The organism is Streptomyces sp. P1-3, from assembly GCF_050613155.1.
GTDB lineage: Bacteria > Actinomycetota > Actinomycetes > Streptomycetales > Streptomycetaceae > Streptomyces.
The window spans coordinates 7,776,337-7,799,895 of record NZ_CP192512.1 but is presented as its reverse complement, the minus strand read 5'-3'; the positions used below and the strand labels follow the sequence as shown (position 1 = coordinate 7,799,895).

Below are 23,559 nucleotides of genomic sequence, written 5' to 3'. Positions count from 1 at the left end.
AAGGACGCAGCAGGGCTCAGGGGAACTCGCGGAATGTCGCACAGACCGCCGCTGTCCCGTCGCATCCCAGTTGGCGGATTCTCGCGGGGTCTCAGCCGTGCTGGCGGATTCTCACGTCATCGCGCTCAGAGCGGCGCCGCACCGGATGCGTCCGGCCTGCACTGAAGGGGCGAGGCCGGTTGAGACGTTCAAGATCGGTGCGGCGTCACCGGGGAGCCAGGGGTCACGCTCCAGTCCGTCCGGCCGACTTGTAGGGGCTGTGCATGGCGAGAAAGCGGACGTCGAGGTCAGTCTCCAGGTAGTCCATGCGCCGCTCCCAGAAGGCTTGCATGTGGGGCAGGGCAAGGTGGGCGTCGAGATCGGCCTGGGAGCGCCAGACCTCGTAGAAGACGAAGACGCCGGGGTCATTGCGATCTTCGTGGAAGTGGTATTCCAGGCAGCCGGACTCCTGCCGGGTCGGCTCGACGAACGAGAGCAGAAGCTGCTTCAACTCCTCGGCGCGTTCGGGCTTGGGGCAAGCGGTGCCGACGAGTGCGAATGGCTGAGTCATGCAGGGTTCTCCCCCTGATAGGTACAATCAATCTCGTACCTGCCGGACGCTACCGAACTCATAGGTACGATGCAATCCATACCTGAAGGGAGGTGTCCCGAATGCCCGACGGTGAAGGCCACCCGAGCGTCGAGGAGATCGAGCTCGGCCCGGTACTCTCCGCGCTGGCAGATCCGCTGCGCCGCCGAGTGGTGCGTGAGCTGGCAGCCGAACCCGACGGCGCGGCGCGGACGTGCAGCTCCTTCGGGCTGCCGGTCTCCAAGGCGACGGTCACGCACCACTTCCGTGCACTGCGCGAGGCCGGGTTGATCCGGCAGGTCGACCGGGGCAACAGCCGGATGGCCAGCCTGCGCCGGGCCGACATCGAGCAGCGGTTTCCTGGACTGCTGGGCATCGTGGCAGCCGAGCCGGCGGAGTGAGCTCAGGAGCGGGGCGGTCCCATTCACACCAGCGCCCTGACTCACGCTCGCGTTGACGCCGTGTCCACGGCAGACACGACTTCCGCAAAAGCCAGGTCGATTGAGAACGTCAGGAACCCGGATTCTCAAACCATCTGGCAACGCCACAGGTCGAAACGCTTTCATGTCTCACATGCGTTGCGACAGGACACCGGGGCCCGGGACAGCCGCTCGGCTCGAAGAAACCGGCGGCCAGCTACCCGCCACGACGTGGATAGAACCACCAAACGCCCCGAGACGGTCATCGAGCGCAACCATCTCGGGACTTGAAAAGCAAGCTCAGTCCTGGTGCAGCTCGTTGCGGCCGGGGCCGCCGGAGAGCTTGTCGGTGCCCGGGCCGCCCCACAGGACGTCGTCACCGCTGTTGCCCCACAGCGTGTCGTCACCCGCCTCGCCGTACAGCTTGTCGTTGCCCTTGCCGCCGTAGAGGACGTCGACGGCGCCCCTGCCGCGCAGGACATCGTTGCCGTCGTCGCCGTGCAGGTTGTTCTCCTCGCCGGTACCAGTCAGGGAGTCGTTCCCGGCTCCGCCGGAGCAGTCCTGCCCGCAGTGGGTGAGGGTGTCGTTCCCCGGGCCGCCGAAGGAGCCGAAGCCGAACGGACCACCGCCGCCGTCGAGGCGGTCGTCACCGTCGTCGCCGTGGAGCATGGCAGACGCGGACCCCTTGAGCACGTCGTTGCCCTTGCCGCCGTAGACCCCGGCCCATGCGCCGCTGTCCGATTCGAGCGTCGCGGTGTCGTCCTTGTCGCCGAGGTCGATGTCATAGCTGTCCGAGTCATCCGAGTTCTCCGGGATCTCGACCGCGCAGCGCACGACGGTGCGGTCGCCCTGCGTGGGGTATGTGCACTCGTCCGCGCTCGCCGCACTCGCGTCGATGGCGATGTCGTACCGGTCGCGGAAGGTGAGGACGTAGTACGACTCGAACTCACCGCGGCGCTCGATCTCTTCGTCGACCGCCAGCTTGTTCTGCTGGCCGGGGGCGGCCTTGTACCAGAGCTCGCTGTCCTCGTGGACGACGGTGGTCGTGGCCCTCGGGGCTGCCTGGGCGGCCGGCGCCGCGAGGGCGGTTGCGCCAAGGGCGAGGGAAAGGGTGGCGGTGGCGGTGGCAGCGATGGTGCTGTAGGTGCGCATGCGGAAGGGCCCTTCGGGATGTCGGTGCGCCGTGGTGCTTGTGGTCACTGGGTTAGACCAGGGCTCCGAGAACGGAGTTGCGCCATCGATCATGAACAACGGCGGACCAGGCGGTGGCCGAGGCGTGGGCAGCCCCGCTTGTGCGGGCTGGCCGCCACCGTGCAGCGACGGCGAGGCCACCGAGGAACTCCGCCAGCGCGGCGGCGAGGACGTTCATACTGCGGCCGCCCGGGTCGCAGCGGCCGCGACGACGCGTTCACGGTGGCGGGCGGCCAGGCGCTTGAGTTTCCGCCGCACGCGTTCGCCTGTGACCGCCGGATCGCCGGCCCCCGCGCACAGGGCCGCTTCGGCCCATGTCGCCACACCCGCCTGCCCCCAGGCCAGCGCCACCGCCCGTTCCTCGGGGTGTAAGGCGCGCAGAACGGCGGCGAGCCGGGCATCATCCGTACCGACCCCGGTTTCGTCGTCCTGGCGATGGACCCGGTCTGCCACCAGGTCGTACAAGCTCAGACCGTCACCGAGCGGGGTATCCAGCAGCAGCAAGCGATGCCCCTGGGTACGGCGACGCCACAGCGGCATCAACTGCCGATGCAGCACCTCAGCCTCCCGCCGAAGGCTGGTAATGCCGTCCAGGCCGAGCCGGCCCTGGCTCTGCAGCGGTTCGGCCCAGTCCCCCAGAAGGGCGGTCGACACAGCCTCCCGCCACCGCGCACCACGTCGGCCGAGCACCTCCAACGTGAAGTGGTCCACCAGGTGCTCGCGCCCCTCCAACGCCGCCTGCCGGGCACGCAACGCGTACGCCAGCTGGATGGTCCCCTTCTCCAGTGCCCTGAAGGACTGCACCGACACCTCGGGAGCATCGTTCAACTGCGGCGCGCCGGTCAGGGCGGGATCGGTCGTGAACAGCCGCGTCGACAGCGAACCATCCGCTTCGACCGCCACGGTGACGGGCCGGTGATGCTCACTGGAGACGAGGATGAGGCTGCGCCGGTCCAAGCTCGCCGAGAAGTACGTCACGCGCGGGGCGCCCAGGGGTAAGCGCGCGGGGGCAGGCGGCGCGTCAGTCACGTGTGCGGCGACAGGGCGGGCGGTCATCCGGCCAAGCTCCTTACGAGATCGAGAACAGCTTCCCTTCTCGGCCCCGGGACGGTGGGGATCCGACAACGAATCTCACCAACCGCCATGTGACTTCAGTCACGTCACGATGAGGTCGCCTGCCCCCTCGCCCCAGCTCATCGGGCCACGGGTGGCCTTGGGCACACCGTCGATTGCCCTCTTCTCGTCGTCGTGGCCGCAAAGTCGGGGATGAGTCGGGACGCGGGCCGGCGCTGATCTCCGCCCTGTCGGACGGAGGGGGGACGCGCACCCCCGCTCCTGCGACATCGGGAAAACGGTGTGGTTCGCGATCAAATTTGTCGTATAAGCTGCGGCGAATTTTCGAAACTTCATGGCCAAGGGTGGGGGATTTTCGGAATGCGCAAGGTGTCGCAGGCCGTGGTGGGTGGGGTGGCCGCGATGAGCGTGCTCACTGGATGCTCGTTCAGCTGGGGCGGGGACGAGAAGGAGAAGGAGAAGGTCGCCGAGAAGAAGCTGGGCGACAAGGGAACGGCGTGCGAACTGCCGGTGCACTTCACCCTCGCGACGTCCTGGAAGGCGGACGCCATCACGCAGGCGACGGTGGACCAGATGGGCCCGCTCGGCCATCAGGGGCCGCTCACGCCCGCCTGCCAACTCGACGCCAAGCCCGCCGGGCACATCGGCTTCCTCACCGTGTGGTCCGGCACCAAGGGCGCCGCCGCGCCCGGCGGCACATCCCGCGCCCTGATAAAGAAGTTCGTCGCCGCCGAGAACTTCGAGAGCAACGTCAAGTTCCGCGAGGTCAAGGCCGGTGACCTGCCCGCCACCGAGGCCAGCTACAACGTCACCGATCTGTCCGCCGGCGAGGTCAGGACCGAACGCGCGCTGGCCGTGATGACGAAGCACGGTGGCGTGGTCATCCATCTCGGAGGGCTCAACACAGACGAGCACAAGGCGATGCTCCCGGCGTTCGAGCTGGCCAAGAAAACCCTCGGCCTGACTTCCTGACTTCCTGACCTCCTGAGCGACACCAGTTGCGGTGCGCCTGTGCGGCACATGACTCCTGCGGGGCCTGTCAGGCGCAGGGCGGCTTCGACGGCGTTCCCTCCGGGAGGAGCTTGCGCTCGGCCTTGGTGTAGTCGCGCCCGGCAGCGGCGCACAAGGTGCGGAACTGGGTGTCGGGGCGCAGGTCGAAGGTCTGGCGCAGGGCGCCGTTCTCAAGGGTCAGGCGGTGCCCGTGCACGAAGCCTGCGATCCAGTCTCCGTCCGTGACTGCCAGGGTGTCGGAGGCGCCGTCGCCCGTCAGGTTGTGGATCTGGACCTGCTTCTTGCCGGAGAGGTACGTGATGACGCTGCCGCCCGGTCCGAACCCGAGCAGGGTGTCGTTGCTCGAGCGGAGTGCGCTGTGGGCCAGCTGCTTCCTTCGGTCGACATCCCACACACGCACCTGACCATCGGAGTTCCGCACGGCGAGGTGCGTGCCGTCCCCGTTGAAGGCGAGCGCGCTGGGGACGGTGTCGGTGCTGAATGGCACGGTGATGGTCGGCCCCGTCAGTGTTGTGATGCGCCGCGGGGCACGGACGTCCCACAGCAGGATCTCGCCACGCAGGCTTCCCGTCCTGGTCACCGCGGCGACCTGCCCGGGATGTCCTGGACGGGCGAGGAGCTGGCCGCCGCGCAGGAAGATCTCGTTCGTGGCGCCGGTGCCGGCCCAGTTCGGTGCGGGGTGGACGAAAAAGGGCCGGGTGCGCACGGCCGCGTCGACGGCATCGAAGCGGGAGAGCCGACCGTCCACGGTCAGCAGGACGATCTCGCTGCCCTGCGACGCAGCGACACTGTCCACTTCCCCACCCCGTAACTCGGTGATGCCGTCCAGTTCCTTGGCGCCCGGCACGACATCGTCGAGCGGCACACTGTTGCTCAGGTCCTGTGCGGAGTACGACCGGTAGAGGTTGCCGCCCTCGCCCCACACCACGATCCGCTTCGAGTCCGCCGTCCACGTGGGTATCCAGTTCGCCGTGTTGACATGCGGCGGCAGCGACACCGACCGGCGGCGGGTACGGGAGGTGTCGAGGACCTCGAGCCGCCGGTCGGAGGTCCGGGCGACGAAACGCCCGTCCGGCGACAGGGCGTACTTGGCCGCCCCGGTGTCCTCCTGGAACTCCTCGCCACCCGCCCGCTCGGCCCGCACCGCCATCAGCGCCGTGCCGACGGGCACGAGGACGGTGAGCCCGCCGCCCGCGCGCGGCACCGCCGCGACACCTGTGTACGCGGCAGGAGTGTCACCCGAGGTCGGGATACGGGTGCGGTAGATGTGCCCGGTGCGCAGGTCGGTCAGGGTCGGCTCGGCGTAGCCTCCGCCGACCGAGGCCCTTGAGCCGGCCACGATCCCCAGGTCGTCGATGCCGTACTGCGCGGTGGCGTCCGGCTGACTCCCGGCGGTGGGCGGCAGCTCGGTCTTGCGGCCGGGTGTGCGGCCGAGTACTTGTGCGTACGGGGTGGTGGTGTCCGTCCTGACGAGAATCTCACCGCCGGCCTGCAGCCTCGCACCGCTGAGGGGGGCCGGGGCGACGGTGGAAGTGTGCCGCAGCCGGCCGGTGGTGAAGTCTCTGACCTCCATACGCTGGCGATCGTCCTTTGTGTAGCTGATCGTCACGACGGTGTTCGCGTCGGAGGTGAACGCGGCCTCCTTCAGCCCCGTCTCGGGGATCAGCCGGTCCGGTACGTCGATGGGGGCGCCGGAGGGTACCTGCCACGCTCCGGCGAACGCGGGGGTGCACCGCCGGGTGTCGTTGGAACACTCTATGGAGTTGTCGTCCAATGTCAGCAGCAGCCGCTTCCCGTCGCTGCTGAAGTCCAGGTTTCCACCGGCTTTCTCAGGGATGTCGTGGTCGCCGAGTTCGAGGATCGCGGGGTGCTCGGGGTCGCTCAGTCGCCACAGCCGTACCCCTTCGCCTGCGGTCGCGGCGAAGAAGTGGCCGTCCGGGCTGATGGCGGTCCTCAGCGTCCCTTCTGGGACGCCCCTCAGCTCCCGCGCCCGGGGTCTGCCTTGGAGAGCGCCCGTGACCACGGTGATCGTCGACTGGTCGCCGCCGCCAGGCTTCGACTGCACGACGAGGGTGCGGCCGTCCGGGGTGGCGTCCATGCCGGTGACCCGGCCCCGCCACACCGACGGATGGCTACCCACCAGGTACTGCCCACGCACGTACTGGTGGAGCAGGGCCTGGCGGGTCTTGGCGGTCTCCTGGGTGTTCCACGCGGCCAGGGCGAGCTGTAACGCGGTGGCGGGATCGCTGCCCGGGCGGTCCTCGGCGGCTTGGGCGAGTAGGCCCGCAGCCTGGGTGCGCAGCTGCTGCTGGGTGCGCTGGAGGCTCTGCCAGGTGGCGAGCGCCAGCACGACGGCGAGCACCGTGAGAACGGCCAGCGCCCCGACGGCGGCCTGCCTGAGGCGGGCACCGCGCCGGGAGTGGCGGCGGCTGAGCAGGATGTAGCCGCGCTCGTCCGCGGAGATGTCCTCGGGGTGCTCGGCCAGCCTGCGGTCGGCCTCGGCCAGGTCGGTTCCGCTCAACAGGCGGGCGGGCTCGCGGTGCTGTGTCTGCCAGCGGTGCAGGTCGGCCCGCAGTTGTTCCTGCCAGAGGCGGACGTCCCGGGAGTCGACGAGCCATTGCCTGAGGCGTGGCCAGAGTTCGGTCAGCGCCTCGTGCGCCAGATCGACGATCTCCTCTTGCTCGGCACCACCCGGGGCACGGGAGAGGACGACGAGCTTGCCGGGGGCCAGCTCTCGTACAAGGCCGAGGAGTTCGGGGGCGAGGTCGGCGGTGCGGGTTGGCCTGCGGCGGAAGGTGTCGCCGTCGCCGGGCCGGGCCAGCTGCACGAACAGCCGCCTGGCATAGTCCTGTTGTGCCTGTGTGAGACTGGCTAATGCCTCGTCCGCGTATCCGACGAGGGCGCCCGCGACGCCGCCCAAGTCGTCGTAGGCGGCGTGGGTGAGCATTGAGCGGGTGCGGCGCTTCCACAGCTCGGTCAGGGCGAACTGGACCAACGGCATCCGCCCGGGCTCGTCGCCCGCGTCCGCGACGATCCGCTCCGGCAGCCCCGGCTCGAACCACAACCCCGGTACGGCGTCGACGGGCCCGGTCACTGCCCACTGCAGGTCATCGGCGGCCAGCGGTGCCAGGAACTGCACGGCGTCGCTGACGAGGTCGGCAGTGTCGGCCGTCACCAGCACGTCGAGGGAGTCGGGCCGCGCGGTGGCGACGACCCGCAGCACGGCCGCGCCGTCCTTGCCCGCCAGCGCGGCGAGCAGCCCGAACAGCTCGCGCGCCGCGGCCGGGTCGGCGCCCGTGTACTCCTCGAGCTGGTCGACGAAGAGGACGTGCCCGGTGCCTTCTCCACAGGCGAGGACCCTGCTGCGCAGCTCGGCGGGCACATCGTCGCGGGCCTCCAGGAGCCCTGCCAGCTCCTCGGACCTGGCGAGCCGTTCGACCTCGCCGAGCCCCGGCTCCAGGACCCCGGTCAGCGCCCGGGCGAGCACGGCGGCCACCCGCACCCCGGGGACGGGCCGCAGCTCGGACACGCTCATGCCCTCGGCCCGCAGCCGGGGCAGCACCCCTGCCCGTACGAGGGACGACTTCCCGCACCCCGAGGGGCCCGCCACCAGCGTCACCGGCCGCCTGCACACGGCCGTGTGCACGCGGGAGGTGTCGCTGTCGCGGCCGTGGAAGAACTCCGCGTCGTCCTCCGTGAACGCCGCGAGCCCCTGGAACGGGCAGCGCGGCCACAGTGTCTGTTCGTCGACCAGCTCGGCCGACGGCAACAGATACGCGGTGCGCTCACCCCGGTGCGCGGCGACCGTCATCCCGACGACGCCGTCCTGCGCATCGTCCCAGACCGGCGCCCCGCTGAACCCTTCCGCGATGCGCGGCCCCGGCGCCTGCGCCTCCATCTGCACCCAGCCCGAGCCCTGCCCGGCGCGTAGCGTGCCCGACGCCCATACGCCGCGATCGGCGCCGACCGGGTAGCCCAGCGCTCGGAATGTGTGCCCCCACACGCCGGTCCCGTCGACGAGCGGCACCGGCCGGGCAGCTTCGACTGCCGTATCGAGCCGCAGCAGCGCGACGTCCGCCCCGCCACGCCGCCAGGACACCACGGTCGCCCGCGCCCGGGGGCGGCCGACCAGCAGGGGAAAGTCGAGGTCCACCGGCTCGCCGGGCGCCCGCTCCAGGGCATCCGGCACCCCGAGCGCCCCGGCGACGACATGGGCGCAGGTGCACACCACATCGGCGGCGACGAGGAACCCGGCACCGATCACCTCACCGGCGGCCGAGCAGATCCGCACCTGCGACGCTTCGAGGACGTCGCTCCCCCGTACAGCGGCCATGGACTCACTCTATTTGCTGCCGTGCCGCCTGACACGCCTGTCCGCCTGGGACTCGGCGAACCGGCGCAGCCGAAGAGGCCCTCACCCACGGGCCCGAGTCTGCTCGACCAGTACACGCCTTGGCGAGAGTGAGCACGCCAGGCAGAGTCAGCAGCCAGGGCCGATCGGCGGAGACGATGTCAGGGCGAGCGCGGCGATCCGCAGCTCGGCTGCCCACGTCCGCTGGTCAAGCCCCAACGTGTACTCAATGCAGCACTCACATTGCGGGATCAGCAATACGAACGATCGCTCCTCCGCGGTCTCGACCTCCGTCTCCCACCAGTCGTCCGTCGCCAGGTCGGCGGGAGCGATTTCTCCATCGACGAGTCTCGCCGCCAGCCGGCGCAGAGCATGCCGCCGCGCCAGGCCCGGATCGGGCAACTCGATCCCGGACTCGGACAGTGCTTGCTCGAACGCGTTGCGGATATCGCGGACATCCGCGTTGCGAGACCAGCCGGCGAGCTCACACAGCGTCGGGGTGTCCAGCCCAGCCGCGAGTGCCTCAGCAGCGATCATCGGCAGGTCCTCCGGGTAGATCTCATCCGCCTGATAACGGCACGCCACCTCACCCAGAGACGCGAGGCCGCTCTGCGTTGGGGTCTTCGGTTCCGGTGTCGTTCCTGCTGCTCCCATGACTCCTACGGTGCCAGCGCCATTACCGAGGAGGGTGCGCGGAGGTCCAGTATCTGCGGTAGCTTGCACGACACTCACCGTCCGGGCGGCGGCCGACGTCTTCCTGGACTCGCTGGGCAACGCGAACAGGGTCCGGAACTACGGGGCCGGGGTGGGCAAGACCGCCGAGCGGCTCGGTGAGGCCCCGCCGCTGGCGACGGTGGCGGACGACGAGGTCGGTGAGGCGTGGACTTCGCCGGCCGTCGCTGTCTGGTCAAGGCCAAGGGCGCCCGCACGAAGAACCGCCGCCGCGGTCAGGTGCGTGGGGACCACGTGCTGGAAACCGTGTACTGGGTTGCCGGTACTGCCCGGCTGCTGCCGCGGCTACTCAAGGGCCGCACCTGCGGCCCGGTGTTCGTCACCCACCGCCGCCCGGGGCCCAGCAGGGTCGTCAGACCACGCGACGTATGCCCGGACACCGGGCCAGCCCGGCTCTCCTACAGCCAGGCACGCCCTGCGCCGTGGAGCGCGCTGGACGGGCACACCGCCTTTCGGTGGCCGGGCACAGGCCGGGATCTGCCGGAGTACCGCCACTCACTGACCCACCTCGGCGAGCAGGGCGCGTCCCTTGTTGAAGCTGATGGCGACGTCCCGACACAAGAAGCCGGAGAACGTCCGCCGCTACTTCGAACCCTCGCTAGAGGCGATTGCCGAGCTCACGAGCCCGCTCGCGCCCGGCGGCAGCGACCGCTGAGCCGTTCCTCGATCCTTCTCGGTGGCGACGGCGGAGGCGGAGAGTAGCGTCGCACCGGCGAGGCTGCCCCAGAGGGCGGCCGAGCCATGGGGTGCGAGAGCGGTGATGACCGCCGGGGAGACGGCGAGGCCGAAGCCCGTGGAGAGTTCGAAGCGGGCGAGGGTACGTCCCAGGACATGGGCTGGGGCGAGGGCGGTGACGAGCGCGGTGGCACTGCCGGCATAGATGATCTCGCCGATGGTGCAGACCACGGACACCGCGGCGACGGCCGGGGCACCCCAGCCGTGTCCCAGTGAGGTGGCAGCGAGGAAGCCGAGGTAGGACGCGGCGAGTACCACGCCGGCGAGAGCCAGCACGGTCCGCCGGGAGAAGCGGGACATCAGGACGGTGACCGGAACCTGAAGGGTGACCACCAGCACCGTGTTGGCCACGAAGATGGCTGCCGACCACACCGGGGATGCGTGCAACTGTGTCACCAGGACCAGAGGGAGCGCGATTTCGGGGACGTTGAGGCAGAAGACGTAGACCACGTTGGCGGCCAGCAGCGCGCGCATCCGCGGTGCGGGCCCGTCGGCCCCGTCCTTGGCCGGGGTGGCGGCCGGATGCGCGTGCAGGTGGACCGACCACGCCAAGGCCGCCGCAGCGAGATAGGCGAGCCCGGTGACGGCTGCCAGCGCCTGCAATGCGGTGGTGCCGCCCGCCAGGCAGGCGGTGGCGATGAGCGCGCCGACGCCCAGTCCGGCGTTGCGCAGGGCGCGGCCTCCCGCGAGAGCGGCGTCGCGTTCCCGGCCGTGGGCGACCGTGGCCACGAGAGCCGCGTGGGCGGCCGGCCACGCCTGGTTGCCGATGCCGAGGAAGAGCGCCGCCGTCGCGAACAGCCAGACGTTCCCCGCCGGGGTGGCCAGCAGCAGTGCCACGCCAAGCACCCGCACCAGCATCGACGCTGCCACGACCGTGCTGCGTGCGCCCCGGTCCAGCCATCGGCCCACCGCGGGCATGCACACCAGACCCACGACGACGCCGACCGTCATGGCGATGCCGGTGGCGGGCGCGGACAGCCTCAGCACCGTCACCCCGTAGAGCAGCAGAAAGGGCCGCAGCAGGCCGGTGCCGAGCGCGTCCACGGCCAGGGCGACGGCATAGCGGGGGCCTCCGGAGGCACGGACGAGGGCGCGAGGCTGGATCTTGGTGGTGGTTGCCATGGCGACAACGGTGCGTTCGGCCGCCGGACCGGCCGCGTCGGTTGACGGACACCGTCAACCGACGCCGTAGCCGGCCGTCCGACCAGCGATGATGAAGGGATGACGCTGCGCATCGACATCAGCGGCCTGCCGTCCGAGCGACTGCGGTTCGCCGCCTCCCCGCTGGCCGAGCTGACCGCGATGCTGCACGTGCTGGCCGAACCCGGGCACCATCCGCAGTTCGCCGACTGGGCCGGGGACGTCTGGGCCGCGCTGCGGCCGGAACTGGCCGAGCGGTTGCGGGAGGCGGAGTTCCTCTGGCGTTCCTCACAAGCCGACTTCCTGCTCCCCGCCCGGCCTCGGCCGACCCTCGCCGAGGAGTTGGACGACGTGGACCGGATCGACGACGAAACGTATGTGACCGCCGCGCTCGTCACCACGTGCGGCAGCAACCGGGTCCCCTTCGCTACGCCGTCCCCGCTCACCGACGCGGCCGCGCGCGAGCGGGCCCTGGAGCTGGCCCAGGCCCGCGGCGCGCGGCAAGAAGCCTTCGCGGAACGGCTGTTCGCGGACCCGGCCGCTGTGCGGGCGCGGGTGCGCCACACCCTCGAACAGTGCGCCGAGGCCTTCTTCGACGCCGCCTGGACGGGCGCCGCCGTGCAGCTCGCCACCGACCTGCGCCTGAAGAACGACCTGCTGAAGCGCCAGGGCATCGGGGCAGCACTCGCATCGGTCTCCGGCGCGGTCACCCTGGCACCGGACGGCGACTGCATCATCGTGGACAAGCTGCAGGACAAGGCGACCGCCGCCCACGGCACCGGGGTCACCTTCATCCCCAGTGTCTTCGGCAGCCCGCACCTGGTGGTGGTCCACGCACCCGGGTGGCAGCCGGTGGTGCAGTACCCCGTGGCCGAGCCGAGTCCATCGGAGCCGGTATCGCTGGAGACGGTCACACTACGGCTGGAGGCACTCGCCCATCCGGTACGGCTGCGGCTGCTGCGCACCCTGGCCCGCGGCCCGCACACCCCCGGTGAGCTGGCCCACGCCTGGGAACTTTCACTCCCGGAGGTTTCCCGCCACCTCGCTGCCCTGCGCCGCGCGGGCCTGCTCACGGCCCGGCGGCACGGTCGTTACGTCCGTTACACCCTCAATCTTCCCGATCTGACGGCGCTGGGGACCGACCTGCTGGCGGCCGTACTGCGCTGAGTGGCTTCGGTCCGCCAGAACGCGGGCGACCGCCGCCTTGGGAACCTGGTGCGGCGTCAGAGGCGGAAGACGCGCTCGGCCTCGTCGCGTTGGCTGGTGTGCGGCTCCCAGTCGACGGGCGAGATCTGCTCGGGCTGAGCCGTCGGCAGGCCCGGGATGACGGCGGTGCCGACCGACACGTCGATGCCGACGTGGGCGCCCTGGATGCCGTTGCGGGCCAGCTCGTTGTTCAGGTTGACGGCCCAGTTGCGGGCGGGGCCAGGCCGCGGCGGCGGTGATGCCCTCGGCGGTGAGCTTGCCGACGATGTCGTCGAGCTTCTCGCGGTTGGGGGAGATCAAGGCGACGCCGAAGCCCTGGGAGCCGAAGGTTCGGGCGATGGCCAGGCCCAGCTGAGGCCCGGCTCCGACGATAGCGATGCTGGCCACAGCGATTCAGCGGAAGGTTATCTGGCATATCCACAACTCTTGACAACTGCTCATGTTCCTGACAGCAGTGGCACTGCACCACTCCCACGAACGACACCACACCCCGAAGGGAGCGATCAGCGCATGACCAAGCCTGAGAGCGCGGGATACGACTACGACGTCGTCATCAGCGGAGCCAGCCTCGCCGGCAGCGCCGCGGCGATCTTGCTCGCTCGACGCGGTGTCCGCGTCGCACTGCTGGAACGCCACTCAAACCCCGAGGCGTACAAGGTGCTGTGCACCCACTCCCTCACGGCCAACGCCTACCCGGTGCTGGACGAACTCGGCCTCATCCCCGCTCTCGAGAAGGCGGGAGCCGTCCGCAACCATGCCCGCTGGTACACCCGCTGGGGATGGATCGAGCCGAGGGCAGCGCCGGCGGGCCCGGAGCTGCCGTACGGGTACAACATTCGGCGCAGCACCCTCGACCCGTTGATCAGGTCCCATGCGGCCAAGACCCCTGGCGTCGATCTGCTCCTCGGTCACCAGGTGACCGGGCTGGTCCGGGAGGCCGGACACACCTTGGGGGTGCGCGTGTCGACACCACAGGGCGAGCGCGAGATCCGGGCCCGCCTGGTGGTCGGCGCCGATGGCAAGGACTCGGCCGTGGCGAAGTTCGCCGGGATGCCTGCTCGGCTGTACGAGAACGCGCGGTTCGGCTATCTCGCGCACTTCCGCGACCTTCCCCTGCACGGCGGAATCGCTCACGCCTGGTTCCTCGAGCCCGACATGGCGTACGCCTTTCCGAACGACGACGGGGTGACGGTCCTCGCGGTGCTCCCGGACAAGAAGCGGCTGCCGGCCTTCCGGGAAGACCTGGAGGGCAGCTTCTTCGAATTCGTCCGCGCCCTACCCGAGGCACCGCCCATCGACTCCGCCGAGCGCATCACGAAGATCACTGGCATGGTCAACTACCCGCTTCACAGCCGCAAGCCGACCGCACCGGGCGTCGCGCTCATCGGCGACGCCGCCCTGACCGGTGATCCCCTGTGGGGAGTGGGATGCGGGTGGGCCCTTCAGTCCGCGCAATGGCTGGCGGAGGCGGTCGCCTCGGCCGCAACCGGTCGGGGCGACCTCGATAAGTCGCTCGTGGCGTACGCACGCAGACACCGGCGCCGACTACGCGGTCACCAGTACCTGGCCGCCGACTACGCCAAGGCCCGTCCGTTCAATCCCATGGAGCGGCTGATGTTCTCGGCGGCAGCGCGCGATGAATCGGTGGCGCGGCACATCCATCTCTTTGCATCCCGCCTGATCAGTCCGCTGCGTTTCCTGAACCCGGTGGCAGTGGCCAAGGCTTCGGCCGTCAACATCAAGCATCGCAGGGCGGCTGTGCCACCCGCGCACCTGTCACACACAGGGCCATGACCGGCTCCCCTCCCACTCCACTCGCTCTCGGCAGCTTGCGCAGAAAGGAACACTGAGCCGCTCCGGGGCCTGTGGAGGCTTGATTGCGTCAGACCATGGCACGTCCGTCGAGGATCCCGATGAGCTGCGCCGCCGTGCGTGGACGTATCCGCTGATCGCGCTGCTGCACACGGGCGAGCCGCTGCTGATGTTCCTCGACTTCCTGGGCGCGGGCCTGGCGTCCACCCCCACGTTCACCGTCGTCGCGGCGTATCTCCCGGAACTCTTCGAACCACGGGTGCGCTGCAGCGGGGCCGCGGTCGGCTACAACCTGAGCGGCGTCTTCGACGGCGCCCTAGTACTCCAATGCGGTTTTGTGATCTATCCGGTGGACTCGTCGGAGGACCGTCGTCTGTAGTGGCTGCGACGGGCTGTTGCCTGGTGGCGTCTGCGCCAGTTGGACCAGTGCAGCAGCCTGGTTGCGGACACGGACGGTGGGTTGAAGACGGCGACGAACAGGTGACGGATCTCAGGGACGGTGAGAGCGATCGTGTCGCTGATGCGGGCGGGGTGGTGCGGATCGGCGGGCCGGCTGGGGGCCGTGTCGGCCGCTATGGCTGACAGGAAGGCCAGGGCGAGCATGGCCAGCGTGACGTGCCGGTGCCATGAGGTCCAGTTCCTGACCTGGTAGTGGTCGAGTCCGACCTGGCCCTTGGCGGCCTGGAAGCATTCTTCGATGTTCCAGCGGACACCAGCGACGCGGACCAGCTCGGACAGGGGCACCTTGGTGGGTGACCAGCACAGGTAGAAGGCGAGTTCGCCAGTGGTGCGGTTGCGGCGGATGAGCAGGTGATGGTGGCTGGCGCTGCCGATATGAACCCAGGCCCAGTCGTAGTTGCGCGGGCCCTTTGCACCGCTGCCGGCGCTGTGCCGACGCCAGGCCGCTTCGGGCAGGCGGTCTGCGAGGGTGTCCGCGCGGATGGGGGTGCGGCCTTGGTTGATGCGGACCCTGGTGGAGCAGGCCACGGCCAGGACGTAGCCGATGCCGGCCTCCTCCAGGTGAACGCGTAGGTGCGGGTCCTGGCCGTAGGCTTCGTCGCCGGTCACCCAGGATGCGGTGATTCCGGCGTCCAGCGCGGCGGCGATCATCTCGCTGGCCAAGCGTGGCTTGGTCGCGAACTGCACCTGGCCGGGTATCCCGGCAGCATCACGGCGCTCGGGATCGGAGCACCAGGAATGCTCAGGAAGGTAGAGCCGACGGTCGATCAGCGCCCGCCCCCGCTCGGTGGCGTAGGCGAGGAACACGCCCACCTGGCTGTTTTCGATGCGTCCTGCGGTGCCGGTGTACTGGCGCTGGACCCCCGTCGAGGCCCGGCCCTTCTTCACAAAGCCGGTCTCGTCGACGATGAGAACACCGTCATCGGCCCCGAGGTGTTCGACGGCGTAGGTGCGGACGTCGTCGCGAACCGCGTCGGCGTCCCAGCGGGCATAGCGCAACAGGCGCTGCATCGGCCCCGGACGGGCGTGACCGGCCTGTTCGGCCAGCCGCCAGCAGTTCTTGCGCTCGACACCCGACAGCAACCCGAGCAGATAGGCGCGGGCGGTCGCCCGAGGCTCCACCCGCCCAAATCGTCCCGCGATCCGGGCCATGACGTGGTCGAACATCGCTCGCCAACGGACAGGGTCTACGCCATGGCCCGCGGCCACCGCACGATCTTCAGGAGTCCACACAACCCCCGATGATCACGCGGTGGCCGTACCCGTCCGCACCCGCGTCCGTGTGCCGAAGTTGTCACCAACGAGAGCAGCCGACCTGCTGGTCTGCCAGCGGCGGAGGCAGGGTGGTTGTCACCCGGTAAGCGCGCTGCTTGTCACCATCGGCTCGGGCAGCACGGCATAGTCACCGGCACCAGCTGCCACGTTCACGTCACCGCTGGCGCAACTCACCGAACCAGCGCACGATCGCCGAGGTGGCCGCGACATTGGACCCCAGGTGTCGGGATCCGTGGTAGTCGACAGCGCCAAGATCAACGGCCGGGGCGTCCACGCCATTCCTGAGCAGAGCATCCTGGCAGTGCTCCGTGTTTGCGGTGGCGGCCTGCTCGTCCCCAGTCGCCATATAGAGCCGGACCGGGGCGCGGGGGGCCCAGTCGGTGCATACAGCATCGGTTGTGCGCAGCGCCGCTGCCAGCGGCCCCGTCGGATGCGCGAGCAGCTCGCGGCCGTGCGCGGTCAGCAGGCCGTCGACAGCGCCCGGGATACCGTCCATGATCTCCTTCCCCGTGTGCGCACCGTCGAAGAGTCCCTCGACGGTCTGGTCGTACGGGTCTTGGAAGACCTCGCTGGGATTGTCGTAGACGTGGTGGAGTCGCTGGAACGCCACCAGGGTGTAGGCCGCGTACAGCACACTGGACTTGGGTTCCAGCCTGCCCTCGAGGATGGCGGGCAGCTCCGTTCCACTGAAGTCGTAGGCGCCGCTGACCGGTGCCAGCGCGCCCAGCCTAAACCAGCGGTCCTCACCTGCCTGAAGAGCCCGGCCGAGCCCCAGTGCCGCCGAGGCGCCTTGCGAGAAGCCAGTGACCATGACCTTGCGCTCCAGCACATGTCCGGTGCGCGGCGCGAAGGCGCGGGCCGCGCGCAGCATGTCCAGGGATGCCGTGGTCTCGGAGCCGATGTCCATCCAAGGGTGCAAACCGGGGCCCTCGCCCAACCCTAGATAGTCGGGCGCGACACCCGCGGCACCCGCCGACGCATGCGCGATCACCGGCGCGGACAGGAAAGCGCCGCGCTGCATGGACGGGGAGTCGTCCTTGTGACTGCCCGTGCCGTGCGCGAAGGAGACTGCCTGCAACCGCCTCTCGCTGTTGCGCGGGAGCACGAGCAGCCCGCTCGCCGTGGTGGGCCGTCCGTGCGGATCGACGGTCCGGTAGACCAACCGGTACGCGACCACACCGTACCGGACGGTGCCGTCATCGAACCCGGCACCGCCCAGCTCGGCGGCCACGGCCTGCGGGGTCGCGAGCGTGTACAACTTCTCGGCGGAGACCAGCGTGCCCCGGCCACGCTCCTCGTGCTGCGCCTGCGCCTGGGCATGGGCGGCGGGCGCAGTGGCGGCGGTGGCGACGGCCGGCCCGCTCAGCATCAGGCCGCAGCAGACGGCCGCCCCTACTGCCCGGAGGCCGCTGCGGTACCGCGTTGCCCTGCGCGAGGATGGTGAGGCGGAGATGATCACAAGTTCCTCCAAACGTGACTCGTCAAAAGCCAGTTCAGCCTCACGCGTTCCGAACTACGACGCACTGGTGCAGGCCCCCGGGTCCTCCTGGTGCCTACCCCCGTTCGCGTTACCGCCCGAAGACGGCCAGCACCATGCTCTGTTTGGGGAGGTGCAGCTGACCTCTCCGACCCCGCACAGGGTCTCTCCCTGATGCGCCTGCTGCGATCTTGGTGACAACAAGTCCGCCTGTGCGACGACCATCGTGCTTCGGTTCAGTCCGCCGCAAGATCGCGAAGTCAGACTGGAGTACTAGCCGTGAGGCGCTCGAAAACCAGTGGAGCAGCGCCGCTGTGCCTCATTACCGTGCTGCCGAACCAAGTCGTCTAGTCAAGGACGTGCCGTTGTACACCCTGTGAGACCTCCCGAGCGCTGATTTGTCGCGCGTCGCGCGTGCGCGCCGCGCTCCTTTTTGCTGCGGACTTCTCACACTGAAACCGGTGTACTTCTGTGCTCAAAAACTGGGTGGTCGTGCCGACTTGCCTGCCGCTCGTTCTCCGCCGTTGCCACGCGTGCGCGTCCGAGCGCTTCCGGGCAAGCGGTAAATTTCGTGTCAACGCCAACCACAAGCTCATCGACGCCTGGCTCCTCGCGCTCTGCACCGCTTGCGGGGAAACTGCAAAGCTCACGGTCCTGGAGCGGATGAATGTGCGCTCCGTACGACCTGAGCTGCTGGACCGGCTGCATGACAACGACCCTGGCCTGACAGCTGAGCTGCTCCAGGATCCGGTCGTGCGGCGCCGTAATCGCATCGCCCTCGACTGGGACAACGCCTGGCGCCTCGACACCGGCGGATCGGATCACCTGGACCGCGGATGGGGTCTCCCCTGCTCGAGCGAAGCCGAGAGCTTGGGGAAGATCGACGTCTCGGTCCGCTTTGCGGCGCGGATCCCTGTCCGGCCGGTGCGACTGATCACTGAAGGTTGCGGTCTTTCACGGGCCGAGGTCGAGAGACTGATCACGGAGGGGAAACTCGTTTCGGCAGTCCGACTGAGCGGCAAGCTCTCCGGCGACTTCACCTTCACGCTCAAGCGCTGAGCCCTCCCCGGGACCAGGGGCCTGTCCGGCAAGATCCGCCGGACAGGCCCTGACGCCCCTGGTGGCGACGGTCGTGACGGGCGGCGGCGGGCCGCCCCTTCCGACGGCGCTGGTGTGTCACCTTGTGCTGGGTTGCGGTCCTGGCTGCCGTCGGCTTCGCCGCTGCCAAGACTCCCGCCGCTCCGGATGAGGGGTCGGCCATGCCAGGGATCGAGTCCCGGAAGGCGTTCGACCTGATGGAGCAGCGTTTCCCGGGGTCCGAGGCCGACGGGGCGAACGCCCGGATCGTCTTCGTCGCCAAGGACGGGCAGAAGGTCACCGTGGCCGCCAACCGGGCGGCCATCGAGAAGCTCGTGGCCGAGGCGGCCGACGGTGGTCAGATCGCCGGCGCCGTGAGCCCTTCCAGGAGCGAAGGCGGTGAGCGAGGACGCCTCGACGGCGTACGCGACCGTCACCTACAAGTTGAATCCTCCCCTCCCTGAAGGGAGGGGATTCCTCACCGTCCAGGGCTGGTGTGGGGATTTCCAGCTCACGCCGCCGCGCCTCGTCCCGGCCGACGCGCCCACCAGTGAGAAGACCAGCCAGGCCGTGTCCTGCGGGGGCGTGTACGGCCCGCCCCCGCCGATCTGGTGGATGTGAGTGTCGAAATCGTAGAACTCGGTGGTGTCGTTGGCCTTGGCGGCCAGGTGCTTGACGCCCAGGCCGTGTTCGGGGTTGCCGGCCATCTTGAACTGCACCCGGTAGTCGCCGTTGGCCTTGGCGTCGAAGGTCTGGGCGACGGTTCCCGCGGTGCAGGCGCCGTGGAAGTCCAGCGGCCGCCCGCCCTCGGCGGCCGGCCACCTCCGGGAGTTACGAACCCGTAGCTGATCGGGCGTTCTCCGCCCGCCAGCCCCGCCGGCGCGCGCGGCACGCCGCACTGCGGAACGGTCAGGCGGCGCGGCAGAGCGCCGCGGGGCCGGCCGGGGCCGAGGCGCGGGCCACGGTCGCCTGTACGGGACGGGCGGCGCGGACGGTGGCCGCGGCCTGCGAGCGGTTCCGCGTGAAGACGAGGAGGCGCAGCACCGCGAACCGCGCGACACCGGCGAGTGCGGAGGCGGACAGGTAGACGACCTGCTCGAGCACCGCACCGGGCGCCGTCACCAGCTGCTGCAGGACAAGCATCGCCACGCAGGTCACCGCGTACGCGACCGCCGCGGACCCGGCTGACTGCGCATGCTGGCGCCAGGTCGCCCGCCCGCCCGCGCCGAAGGTGAAACGGGCGTGCAGCTCGGTGGCGAGGAGCGTGGAGACCACAGTGATCAGGGCGTTGGCCAGGACCCAGGGAATCCAGGAGGCGAGGGCCGCAACGGCGAAACTGGAGGCAACGCCCACCCCGCCGCCGCAGAGCACGAACCGGGCGAAGGCGGTGAAGGCCCCGGGCGCCGCCTGCTCCTGGCTCTGTGCTGTCTCCATGATCCGACCCCTTTGATGGCTCACTCCGCGAAACGCGCGCCCCTCGGCCTGCGAGGCCGAGGGGCGCGCTGCCCATGTCGCCATCATGGCACATCAATGGCGCCATCGGAAGCTACATATGGCGCTATCTGTGTCGCCAATGGCGCCACTGCATGGAAGGAGTCGCGAATGTGCAGGTCAGCGACTCAGCGCAGCTTCGGTGCGCGCCGGGGCGTGGCAGATGCCGTGGCAAGGGCCAGGAAGGCAGGGGCTTCCGCGGGGAGCGCGCCCGCCGTGCCGGGGGGCAGCACATCAGCGTGATCCCCACCGACGCCGAGCGTCCGCTGTCCGCTGTCCGCCGGTACGTCAGACGCGCGGCTGTTGACGTCACGGAGCCGATCCGCATCGGTCGGGACGACGCGCGCTCGCAGTCACTGCCGTTGATCGTCGCGGAGCGGCGCGGCAAGGAGTCCGCTCGTTCCGCGCCTACCGCACACGCACCGACCTCGGCCGCACCCTGCGCACCCCGCAGCGAACCGAGAAGCCGATGCGCCACGCATGGATGCCCGTCTCGGCCTCCTGCACGGCGTGGCCACTGTCAATCAGGGCCCGGGTCCGGGTCCGGCCCCGGGTGGAGCTTACGGTCGGCGCCGGAGCGGCCGATAGGCAGACGCTCATGACGGCCTTCCCGGTCCCGACGTGCGCCGGTTTCCCACTCCGCGGCCCCTGCGGTGTTGAGGCTCCGCCGGGCAGGGTCCGTCTCGGAAGCCCTCTTCGCGAGTCCAGGCACCTGGACTCAGCCACCCGGCGGCGTAACCGGCAAAGCCGGACCGTCTGTTCTGGCGCACGTCTTCGACAGCCTCCCACGTGACATACGCCAACCTCCGAAGGACCTCAAATCTTTCGTGGGATGCGAACATGAGAGCGATGTGTTCATAGGGTCAAGATCATGACCAACAGGGGTACCCGAACCATTCACATCACCGACTCGGCCAAGGCCGCGCTGAGGACCGCCCTGGCCGCGGTCACCGAACTCGGCGATGCCGTCCCCGACACCGAAGTCGACCTCTACCTGGAATACGGCGCGAAGCATCTGCGCAACCATCTACCCGCCCCGGTCCTCGACACGCTCTCGCAGTGGCGGCACACTCCCACCGCCTGGTTGACCCTGGCGAATCTGCCCGGTCCCAGCGAACCCGTCCCCACCCCGGGAGACGGGTTCTGTGACGAAGCACTGCTCAGGACGCCGAACCTCGTGCACTTCGGAATCCTGCGGCTGCTGGGGCTGGCGCCGGTCGCCTACCGATGGGAGAACGATGGGCGTCTGATCAGGAACGTGGCGCCGCGTGCCGCTGCGGCTCGGACGCTCACTTCGTGGGGTTACGCGCAGCCGCTCGACTGGCACACCGACGACTCCATACTCGACCACCGGCCGAACGCGGATGTCGCGCAGTCCATCCCCCACTACCTTTCCTTCTTCGGCATGCGCAACCAGGAGCGGGTTCCAACGGACCTGCTGCCCGTCGACACGGTCCTGGACGCGCTGCCCGCCGGGACGGTCCAGGCGCTGTACCGGCCCGAATTCGCCGTGGCCGCACCGGAGTCGTACACAAACGGGGACAGCGGCAAGCCGCTGAGCAGGAACGGGGTGCCCATGGTGTGGACGCTCCGGGACGGCAACCCCGCTCTTCGGTACGGGCCGGGGCTGCTGGCGGGTCTCACGCCGGCAGCGCGGGAGGCGCTGGCGCGGTTCGAGGAAGTCGTCGCGGACCTGCCGGGGATTCCGGTGCTGGTGGAGGAGGGCGGGTTCCACATCTTCGACAATCGCCGGGTGATGCATCGCCGGGTGCCGTTCGAGCCGGCGGCGGAAGGCCGCGCCCGCTGGCTGCGACGCTGCTACGCACACGGGCCTGCCGCGGGATCCGGCTCGGCACCCTGATCCGATCGGCCCCGCCCCCAGATTCCCAAGTGGGCCGCTGCCCGGGGTGGCACGTAACCAACCGGGACGTGCCGCCCCGGCGTCGGAGCATTACTGAGTTCGGCTTGTCAGGGTGACGTAGGGGTGTCGAGGACGAGGAGGCCCGGGCCGACTATGAGGCTTTGAATGAATACAGGTTGGCCACGGCGAGCGTTTGCTCCGCGTCGTGCGCCTCGAAAGTGCTCATGCGCTGGAAGCCGAGGCGGGTGGCGAGCTTGAGTGAACGCGCGTTGGCCGTCTGGGTCACTACCAGGACCAGTTGGTCAGGAAGCTCCGCGGCGGCGGTGCGCAACGCTGCCGTGGCGGCCTCGAACGCCAGCCCTGCGCCCCAAGCGCTGTGTCGTAGCACGTAGGTCAGTTCCAGTTCCTCGCCCTCCATGGTGACGTGCCCGGGAAGGTCGGCGGAGCGCCGGTCGAGCACGAGCGTCCCGATGAGCCGGTCAGTCGTCTTGTCGGCGATGACAAACGTGCCGGGGTTGTTGGTTATGTTGGTCGTACCGATCGCGTCGAGATACTGTTCGACAGCGCTCCGGGGCCTTGGGCCGCCGAGGTACAGCCGGACCTGTGGATCGGTCTGAAGCTCGATGAGTCCGTCGCGGTCAGTGTCATGTGCTTTACGCAGCCGGAGTCGATCCGAAGTGATCTCTGTGGCAGACAACGCGGGCAATGGGTTCATGGGATCCATACTGGCCGAGCACCCTGGCGTTCAACCTGGCACTTCCCGTTCCCCGTCGCATCCGGCCCGGCACGTGGGTGGACGCGCGGGCCTGGACGACCGGGGAGGTGCCGAAGGCGCTGTTCGACGCTGCGGCGGGGTGGCTGCGGGAGCGGCGGGTACTGCTGCCCGGCGTGACGACGCCGGCCCGGCTGGTGGCCGCTGTGCGGGCCAGGGCTCGAACGGGGCGCCGAGCAGCACGGGCCCGGGACGCGAACGGAGGGCCGGGCGGGGGCGGGCGGGCCCGCCCCCGTCGGCTCACCGCCTGGCGGTCACCACTCGATCGGCTCTATGGAAAGGATCTTCTTCGCATCGCGGGAGGCGAGCACGGACAGCTTGGTCTCGGTGCCATCACCCCAAGTCAGGGTGGTGACGGCGGAGTAGTTGTTGCCGTTTCCGTTGTCGGTGACGGTCCACTTCACCGGCACCTTCTGCGCGCGCAGCACTCCATCGGCGTTGTGACGCCGCTCCCAGTCCATCAGCGTCTTGTCCAGCCCCGAGGACAGGTAGTGCCTGCGGAGCACGGTCGACAGCGCGCCGCTGCCCTCGTCGTTCCTCGCGTCTTTCCTCGCGTCGATGTACGCGCCGAAGAAGTCGCTCACCCTGGTCAGCGGAGAGGACGGGCTACCGGACACCTTCTCCGGGAACGCCTGCTTCGTGTTGCCCTGGGCAGCCTTGGTCTTGGCCTCGGCGGCCTGCGCCGCCACCGGCTGCCGGTCCGGCCGGCCCCCTTCGGACGCGGAACTCGGCATCGCCGCCACGGTCAGCGACAGCAGCGCGGCGGCCGCACTCCCGGCCGTCATCAGCTTGACGCGGGTCATCCTCTTGCTCATCCCCATGCCTTCTTCTCCCCGGCTTCCCCGCCCCGGCCGTGCGGTCCCATGGACCGTCCCGCCTGACGTGAAGCCCACAACTGCGTGAGGCTG

At 69.6% G+C, this 23,559-nt stretch carries 19 protein-coding genes and 4 pseudogenes; 10 read left to right on the top strand and 13 right to left on the bottom strand.

The window, feature by feature from the left end; genetic code table 11:
* Positions 1-223: 223 nt before the first annotated feature.
* Positions 224-550: a putative quinol monooxygenase gene (locus tag ACQUSR_RS33405; RefSeq protein WP_431047097.1), complete on the bottom strand. Its 327-nt coding sequence runs from the start codon at positions 548-550 to the stop codon at positions 224-226.
* A 101-nt stretch (positions 551-651) separates the two neighbouring features.
* On the opposite strand from ACQUSR_RS33405, the gene ACQUSR_RS33400 reads away from it, so the two are divergent.
* The gene (locus ACQUSR_RS33400; RefSeq protein ID WP_304460012.1) at positions 652-969 is read left to right on the top strand and encodes an ArsR/SmtB family transcription factor; all 318 of its coding nucleotides are present in this window, start codon (positions 652-654) and stop codon (positions 967-969) included.
* A 318-nt stretch (positions 970-1,287) separates the two neighbouring features.
* Here ACQUSR_RS33400 and ACQUSR_RS33395 read toward each other — a convergent pair whose 3' ends face one another.
* Positions 1,288-2,139, bottom strand: a complete 852-nt coding sequence (locus ACQUSR_RS33395) for a calcium-binding protein (RefSeq protein ID WP_431047094.1) — start codon at positions 2,137-2,139, stop codon at positions 1,288-1,290.
* 213 nt (positions 2,140-2,352) lie between these two features.
* A complete protein-coding gene (locus ACQUSR_RS33390; RefSeq protein ID WP_431047093.1) occupies positions 2,353-3,234 on the bottom strand; it encodes a hypothetical protein in 882 nt (293 codons plus the stop codon).
* Positions 3,235-3,612: 378 nt separating this feature from the next.
* Here ACQUSR_RS33390 and ACQUSR_RS33385 point away from each other — a divergent pair, with 378 nt between their 5' ends.
* Complete coding sequence (locus tag ACQUSR_RS33385) at positions 3,613-4,224, top strand: lipoprotein (protein ID WP_431047091.1); 612 nt, start codon at positions 3,613-3,615, stop codon at positions 4,222-4,224.
* 67 nt (positions 4,225-4,291) lie between these two features.
* On the opposite strand, the gene ACQUSR_RS33380 is transcribed toward ACQUSR_RS33385, so the two are convergent.
* Both ACQUSR_RS33380 and ACQUSR_RS33375 read right to left on the bottom strand, forming a co-directional pair.
* Complete coding sequence (locus tag ACQUSR_RS33380; protein WP_431047089.1) at positions 4,292-8,596, bottom strand: hypothetical protein; 4,305 nt, start codon at positions 8,594-8,596, stop codon at positions 4,292-4,294.
* Between the two features lie 147 nt (positions 8,597-8,743).
* Positions 8,744-9,268, bottom strand: a complete 525-nt coding sequence (locus ACQUSR_RS33375) for a hypothetical protein (protein ID WP_431047087.1) — start codon at positions 9,266-9,268, stop codon at positions 8,744-8,746.
* Between ACQUSR_RS33375 and ACQUSR_RS33370 the strand changes: the two are divergent.
* Positions 9,267-10,001 (top strand): annotated as a pseudogene (locus ACQUSR_RS33370) (hypothetical protein). The gene ACQUSR_RS33375 and the pseudogene ACQUSR_RS33370 sit on opposite strands and share 2 nt — an antisense overlap.
* On the opposite strand, the gene ACQUSR_RS33365 reads toward ACQUSR_RS33370, so the two are convergent.
* A complete protein-coding gene (locus ACQUSR_RS33365; RefSeq protein WP_431047085.1) occupies positions 9,929-11,203 on the bottom strand; it encodes an MFS transporter in 1,275 nt (424 codons plus the stop codon). The pseudogene ACQUSR_RS33370 and the gene ACQUSR_RS33365 sit on opposite strands and share 73 nt — an antisense overlap.
* Positions 11,204-11,302: 99 nt before the next feature.
* Between ACQUSR_RS33365 and ACQUSR_RS33360 the strand changes: the two genes are divergently transcribed.
* The gene (locus ACQUSR_RS33360; RefSeq protein WP_431047083.1) at positions 11,303-12,388 is read left to right on the top strand and encodes a DUF5937 family protein; all 1,086 of its coding nucleotides are present in this window, start codon (positions 11,303-11,305) and stop codon (positions 12,386-12,388) included.
* Between the two features lie 56 nt (positions 12,389-12,444).
* Here the strand turns inward: ACQUSR_RS33360 and ACQUSR_RS33355 are convergent, their stop codons facing one another.
* On the bottom strand, positions 12,445-12,567 hold the full coding sequence (locus tag ACQUSR_RS33355) for a hypothetical protein (protein ID WP_431047081.1): 123 nt from the start codon (positions 12,565-12,567) through the stop codon (positions 12,445-12,447).
* Here ACQUSR_RS33355 and ACQUSR_RS33350 point away from each other — a divergent pair.
* Positions 12,554-14,221, top strand: a complete 1,668-nt coding sequence (locus tag ACQUSR_RS33350) for an NAD(P)/FAD-dependent oxidoreductase (protein ID WP_431047080.1) — start codon at positions 12,554-12,556, stop codon at positions 14,219-14,221. The two genes, ACQUSR_RS33355 and ACQUSR_RS33350, sit on opposite strands and share 14 nt — an antisense overlap.
* 139 nt (positions 14,222-14,360) lie before the next feature.
* Positions 14,361-14,558 (top strand): annotated as a pseudogene (locus ACQUSR_RS33345) (MFS transporter); the annotation flags it as partial.
* Between the two features lie 23 nt (positions 14,559-14,581).
* Here ACQUSR_RS33345 and ACQUSR_RS33340 read toward each other — a convergent pair.
* Together ACQUSR_RS33340 and ACQUSR_RS33335 are read right to left on the bottom strand one after the other, a co-directional pair.
* Positions 14,582-15,865, bottom strand: coding sequence for an IS701 family transposase (locus tag ACQUSR_RS33340; protein WP_431047079.1), 1,284 nt, complete (start codon positions 15,863-15,865; stop codon positions 14,582-14,584).
* Between the two features lie 262 nt (positions 15,866-16,127).
* Positions 16,128-17,342 carry an alpha/beta hydrolase family protein gene (locus ACQUSR_RS33335; protein WP_431047077.1) on the bottom strand — a complete coding sequence of 405 codons (1,215 nt, stop codon included), beginning with the start codon at positions 17,340-17,342 and terminating at the stop codon, positions 16,128-16,130.
* Positions 17,343-17,921: 579 nt separating this feature from the next.
* Between ACQUSR_RS33335 and ACQUSR_RS33330 the strand changes: the two genes are divergently transcribed.
* Both ACQUSR_RS33330 and ACQUSR_RS33325 read left to right on the top strand, forming a co-directional pair.
* The gene (locus ACQUSR_RS33330) at positions 17,922-18,509 is read left to right on the top strand and encodes a DUF1062 domain-containing protein (protein WP_431047075.1); all 588 of its coding nucleotides are present in this window, start codon (positions 17,922-17,924) and stop codon (positions 18,507-18,509) included.
* 122 nt (positions 18,510-18,631) lie between these two features.
* Positions 18,632-18,974 (top strand): annotated as a pseudogene (locus tag ACQUSR_RS33325) (MMPL family transporter); the annotation flags it as partial.
* On the opposite strand, the gene ACQUSR_RS33320 reads toward ACQUSR_RS33325, so the two are convergent.
* Together ACQUSR_RS33320 and ACQUSR_RS33315 are read right to left on the bottom strand one after the other, a co-directional pair.
* A complete protein-coding gene (locus tag ACQUSR_RS33320) occupies positions 18,965-19,426 on the bottom strand; it encodes a hypothetical protein (protein ID WP_431048019.1) in 462 nt (153 codons plus the stop codon). The pseudogene ACQUSR_RS33325 and the gene ACQUSR_RS33320 sit on opposite strands and share 10 nt — an antisense overlap.
* A gap of 10 nt (positions 19,427-19,436) precedes the next feature.
* Positions 19,437-19,961 carry a GtrA family protein gene (locus ACQUSR_RS33315; RefSeq protein WP_431047073.1) on the bottom strand — a complete coding sequence of 175 codons (525 nt, stop codon included), beginning with the start codon at positions 19,959-19,961 and terminating at the stop codon, positions 19,437-19,439.
* Positions 19,962-20,889: 928 nt separating this feature from the next.
* On the opposite strand from ACQUSR_RS33315, the gene ACQUSR_RS33310 reads away from it, so the two are divergent.
* A complete protein-coding gene (locus ACQUSR_RS33310; protein ID WP_431047071.1) occupies positions 20,890-21,879 on the top strand; it encodes a TauD/TfdA family dioxygenase in 990 nt (329 codons plus the stop codon).
* A gap of 151 nt (positions 21,880-22,030) precedes the next feature.
* On the opposite strand, the gene ACQUSR_RS33305 is transcribed toward ACQUSR_RS33310, so the two are convergent.
* A complete protein-coding gene (locus tag ACQUSR_RS33305) occupies positions 22,031-22,603 on the bottom strand; it encodes a GNAT family N-acetyltransferase (protein ID WP_431047069.1) in 573 nt (190 codons plus the stop codon).
* Positions 22,604-22,668: 65 nt separating this feature from the next.
* Between ACQUSR_RS33305 and ACQUSR_RS33300 the strand changes: the two are divergent.
* Positions 22,669-22,812 (top strand): annotated as a pseudogene (locus ACQUSR_RS33300) (DUF4158 domain-containing protein); the annotation flags it as partial.
* A 93-nt stretch (positions 22,813-22,905) separates the two neighbouring features.
* Here the strand turns inward: ACQUSR_RS33300 and ACQUSR_RS33295 are convergent.
* Positions 22,906-23,466, bottom strand: coding sequence for a hypothetical protein (locus ACQUSR_RS33295; RefSeq protein ID WP_431047067.1), 561 nt, complete (start codon positions 23,464-23,466; stop codon positions 22,906-22,908).
* Positions 23,467-23,559 lie beyond the last annotated feature (93 nt).

What these genes read in the sequence shown, in the direction of transcription:
- ACQUSR_RS33405 (WP_431047097.1), bottom strand. Translation starts at nt 550, where the DNA reads ATGACTCAGCCATTCGCACTCGTCGGCACCGCTTGCCCCAAGCCCGAA.
- ACQUSR_RS33395 (WP_431047094.1), bottom strand. Translation starts at nt 2,139, where the DNA reads ATGCGCACCTACAGCACCATCGCTGCCACCGCCACCGCCACCCTTTCC.
- ACQUSR_RS33360 (WP_431047083.1), top strand. Translation starts at nt 11,303, where the DNA reads ATGACGCTGCGCATCGACATCAGCGGCCTGCCGTCCGAGCGACTGCGG.
- ACQUSR_RS33305 (WP_431047069.1), bottom strand. Translation starts at nt 22,603, where the DNA reads ATGGATCCCATGAACCCATTGCCCGCGTTGTCTGCCACAGAGATCACT.
- ACQUSR_RS33375 (WP_431047087.1), bottom strand. Translation starts at nt 9,268, where the DNA reads ATGGGAGCAGCAGGAACGACACCGGAACCGAAGACCCCAACGCAGAGC.
- ACQUSR_RS33400 (WP_304460012.1), top strand. Translation starts at nt 652, where the DNA reads ATGCCCGACGGTGAAGGCCACCCGAGCGTCGAGGAGATCGAGCTCGGC.
- ACQUSR_RS33390 (WP_431047093.1), bottom strand. Translation starts at nt 3,234, where the DNA reads ATGACCGCCCGCCCTGTCGCCGCACACGTGACTGACGCGCCGCCTGCC.
- ACQUSR_RS33295 (WP_431047067.1), bottom strand. Translation starts at nt 23,466, where the DNA reads ATGAGCAAGAGGATGACCCGCGTCAAGCTGATGACGGCCGGGAGTGCG.
- ACQUSR_RS33310 (WP_431047071.1), top strand. Translation starts at nt 20,890, where the DNA reads ATGACCAACAGGGGTACCCGAACCATTCACATCACCGACTCGGCCAAG.
- ACQUSR_RS33340 (WP_431047079.1), bottom strand. Translation starts at nt 15,865, where the DNA reads ATGTTCGACCACGTCATGGCCCGGATCGCGGGACGATTTGGGCGGGTG.
- ACQUSR_RS33380 (WP_431047089.1), bottom strand. Translation starts at nt 8,596, where the DNA reads ATGGCCGCTGTACGGGGGAGCGACGTCCTCGAAGCGTCGCAGGTGCGG.
- ACQUSR_RS33315 (WP_431047073.1), bottom strand. Translation starts at nt 19,961, where the DNA reads ATGGAGACAGCACAGAGCCAGGAGCAGGCGGCGCCCGGGGCCTTCACC.
- ACQUSR_RS33365 (WP_431047085.1), bottom strand. Translation starts at nt 11,203, where the DNA reads ATGGCAACCACCACCAAGATCCAGCCTCGCGCCCTCGTCCGTGCCTCC.
- ACQUSR_RS33385 (WP_431047091.1), top strand. Translation starts at nt 3,613, where the DNA reads ATGCGCAAGGTGTCGCAGGCCGTGGTGGGTGGGGTGGCCGCGATGAGC.
- ACQUSR_RS33335 (WP_431047077.1), bottom strand. Translation starts at nt 17,342, where the DNA reads ATGCTGAGCGGGCCGGCCGTCGCCACCGCCGCCACTGCGCCCGCCGCC.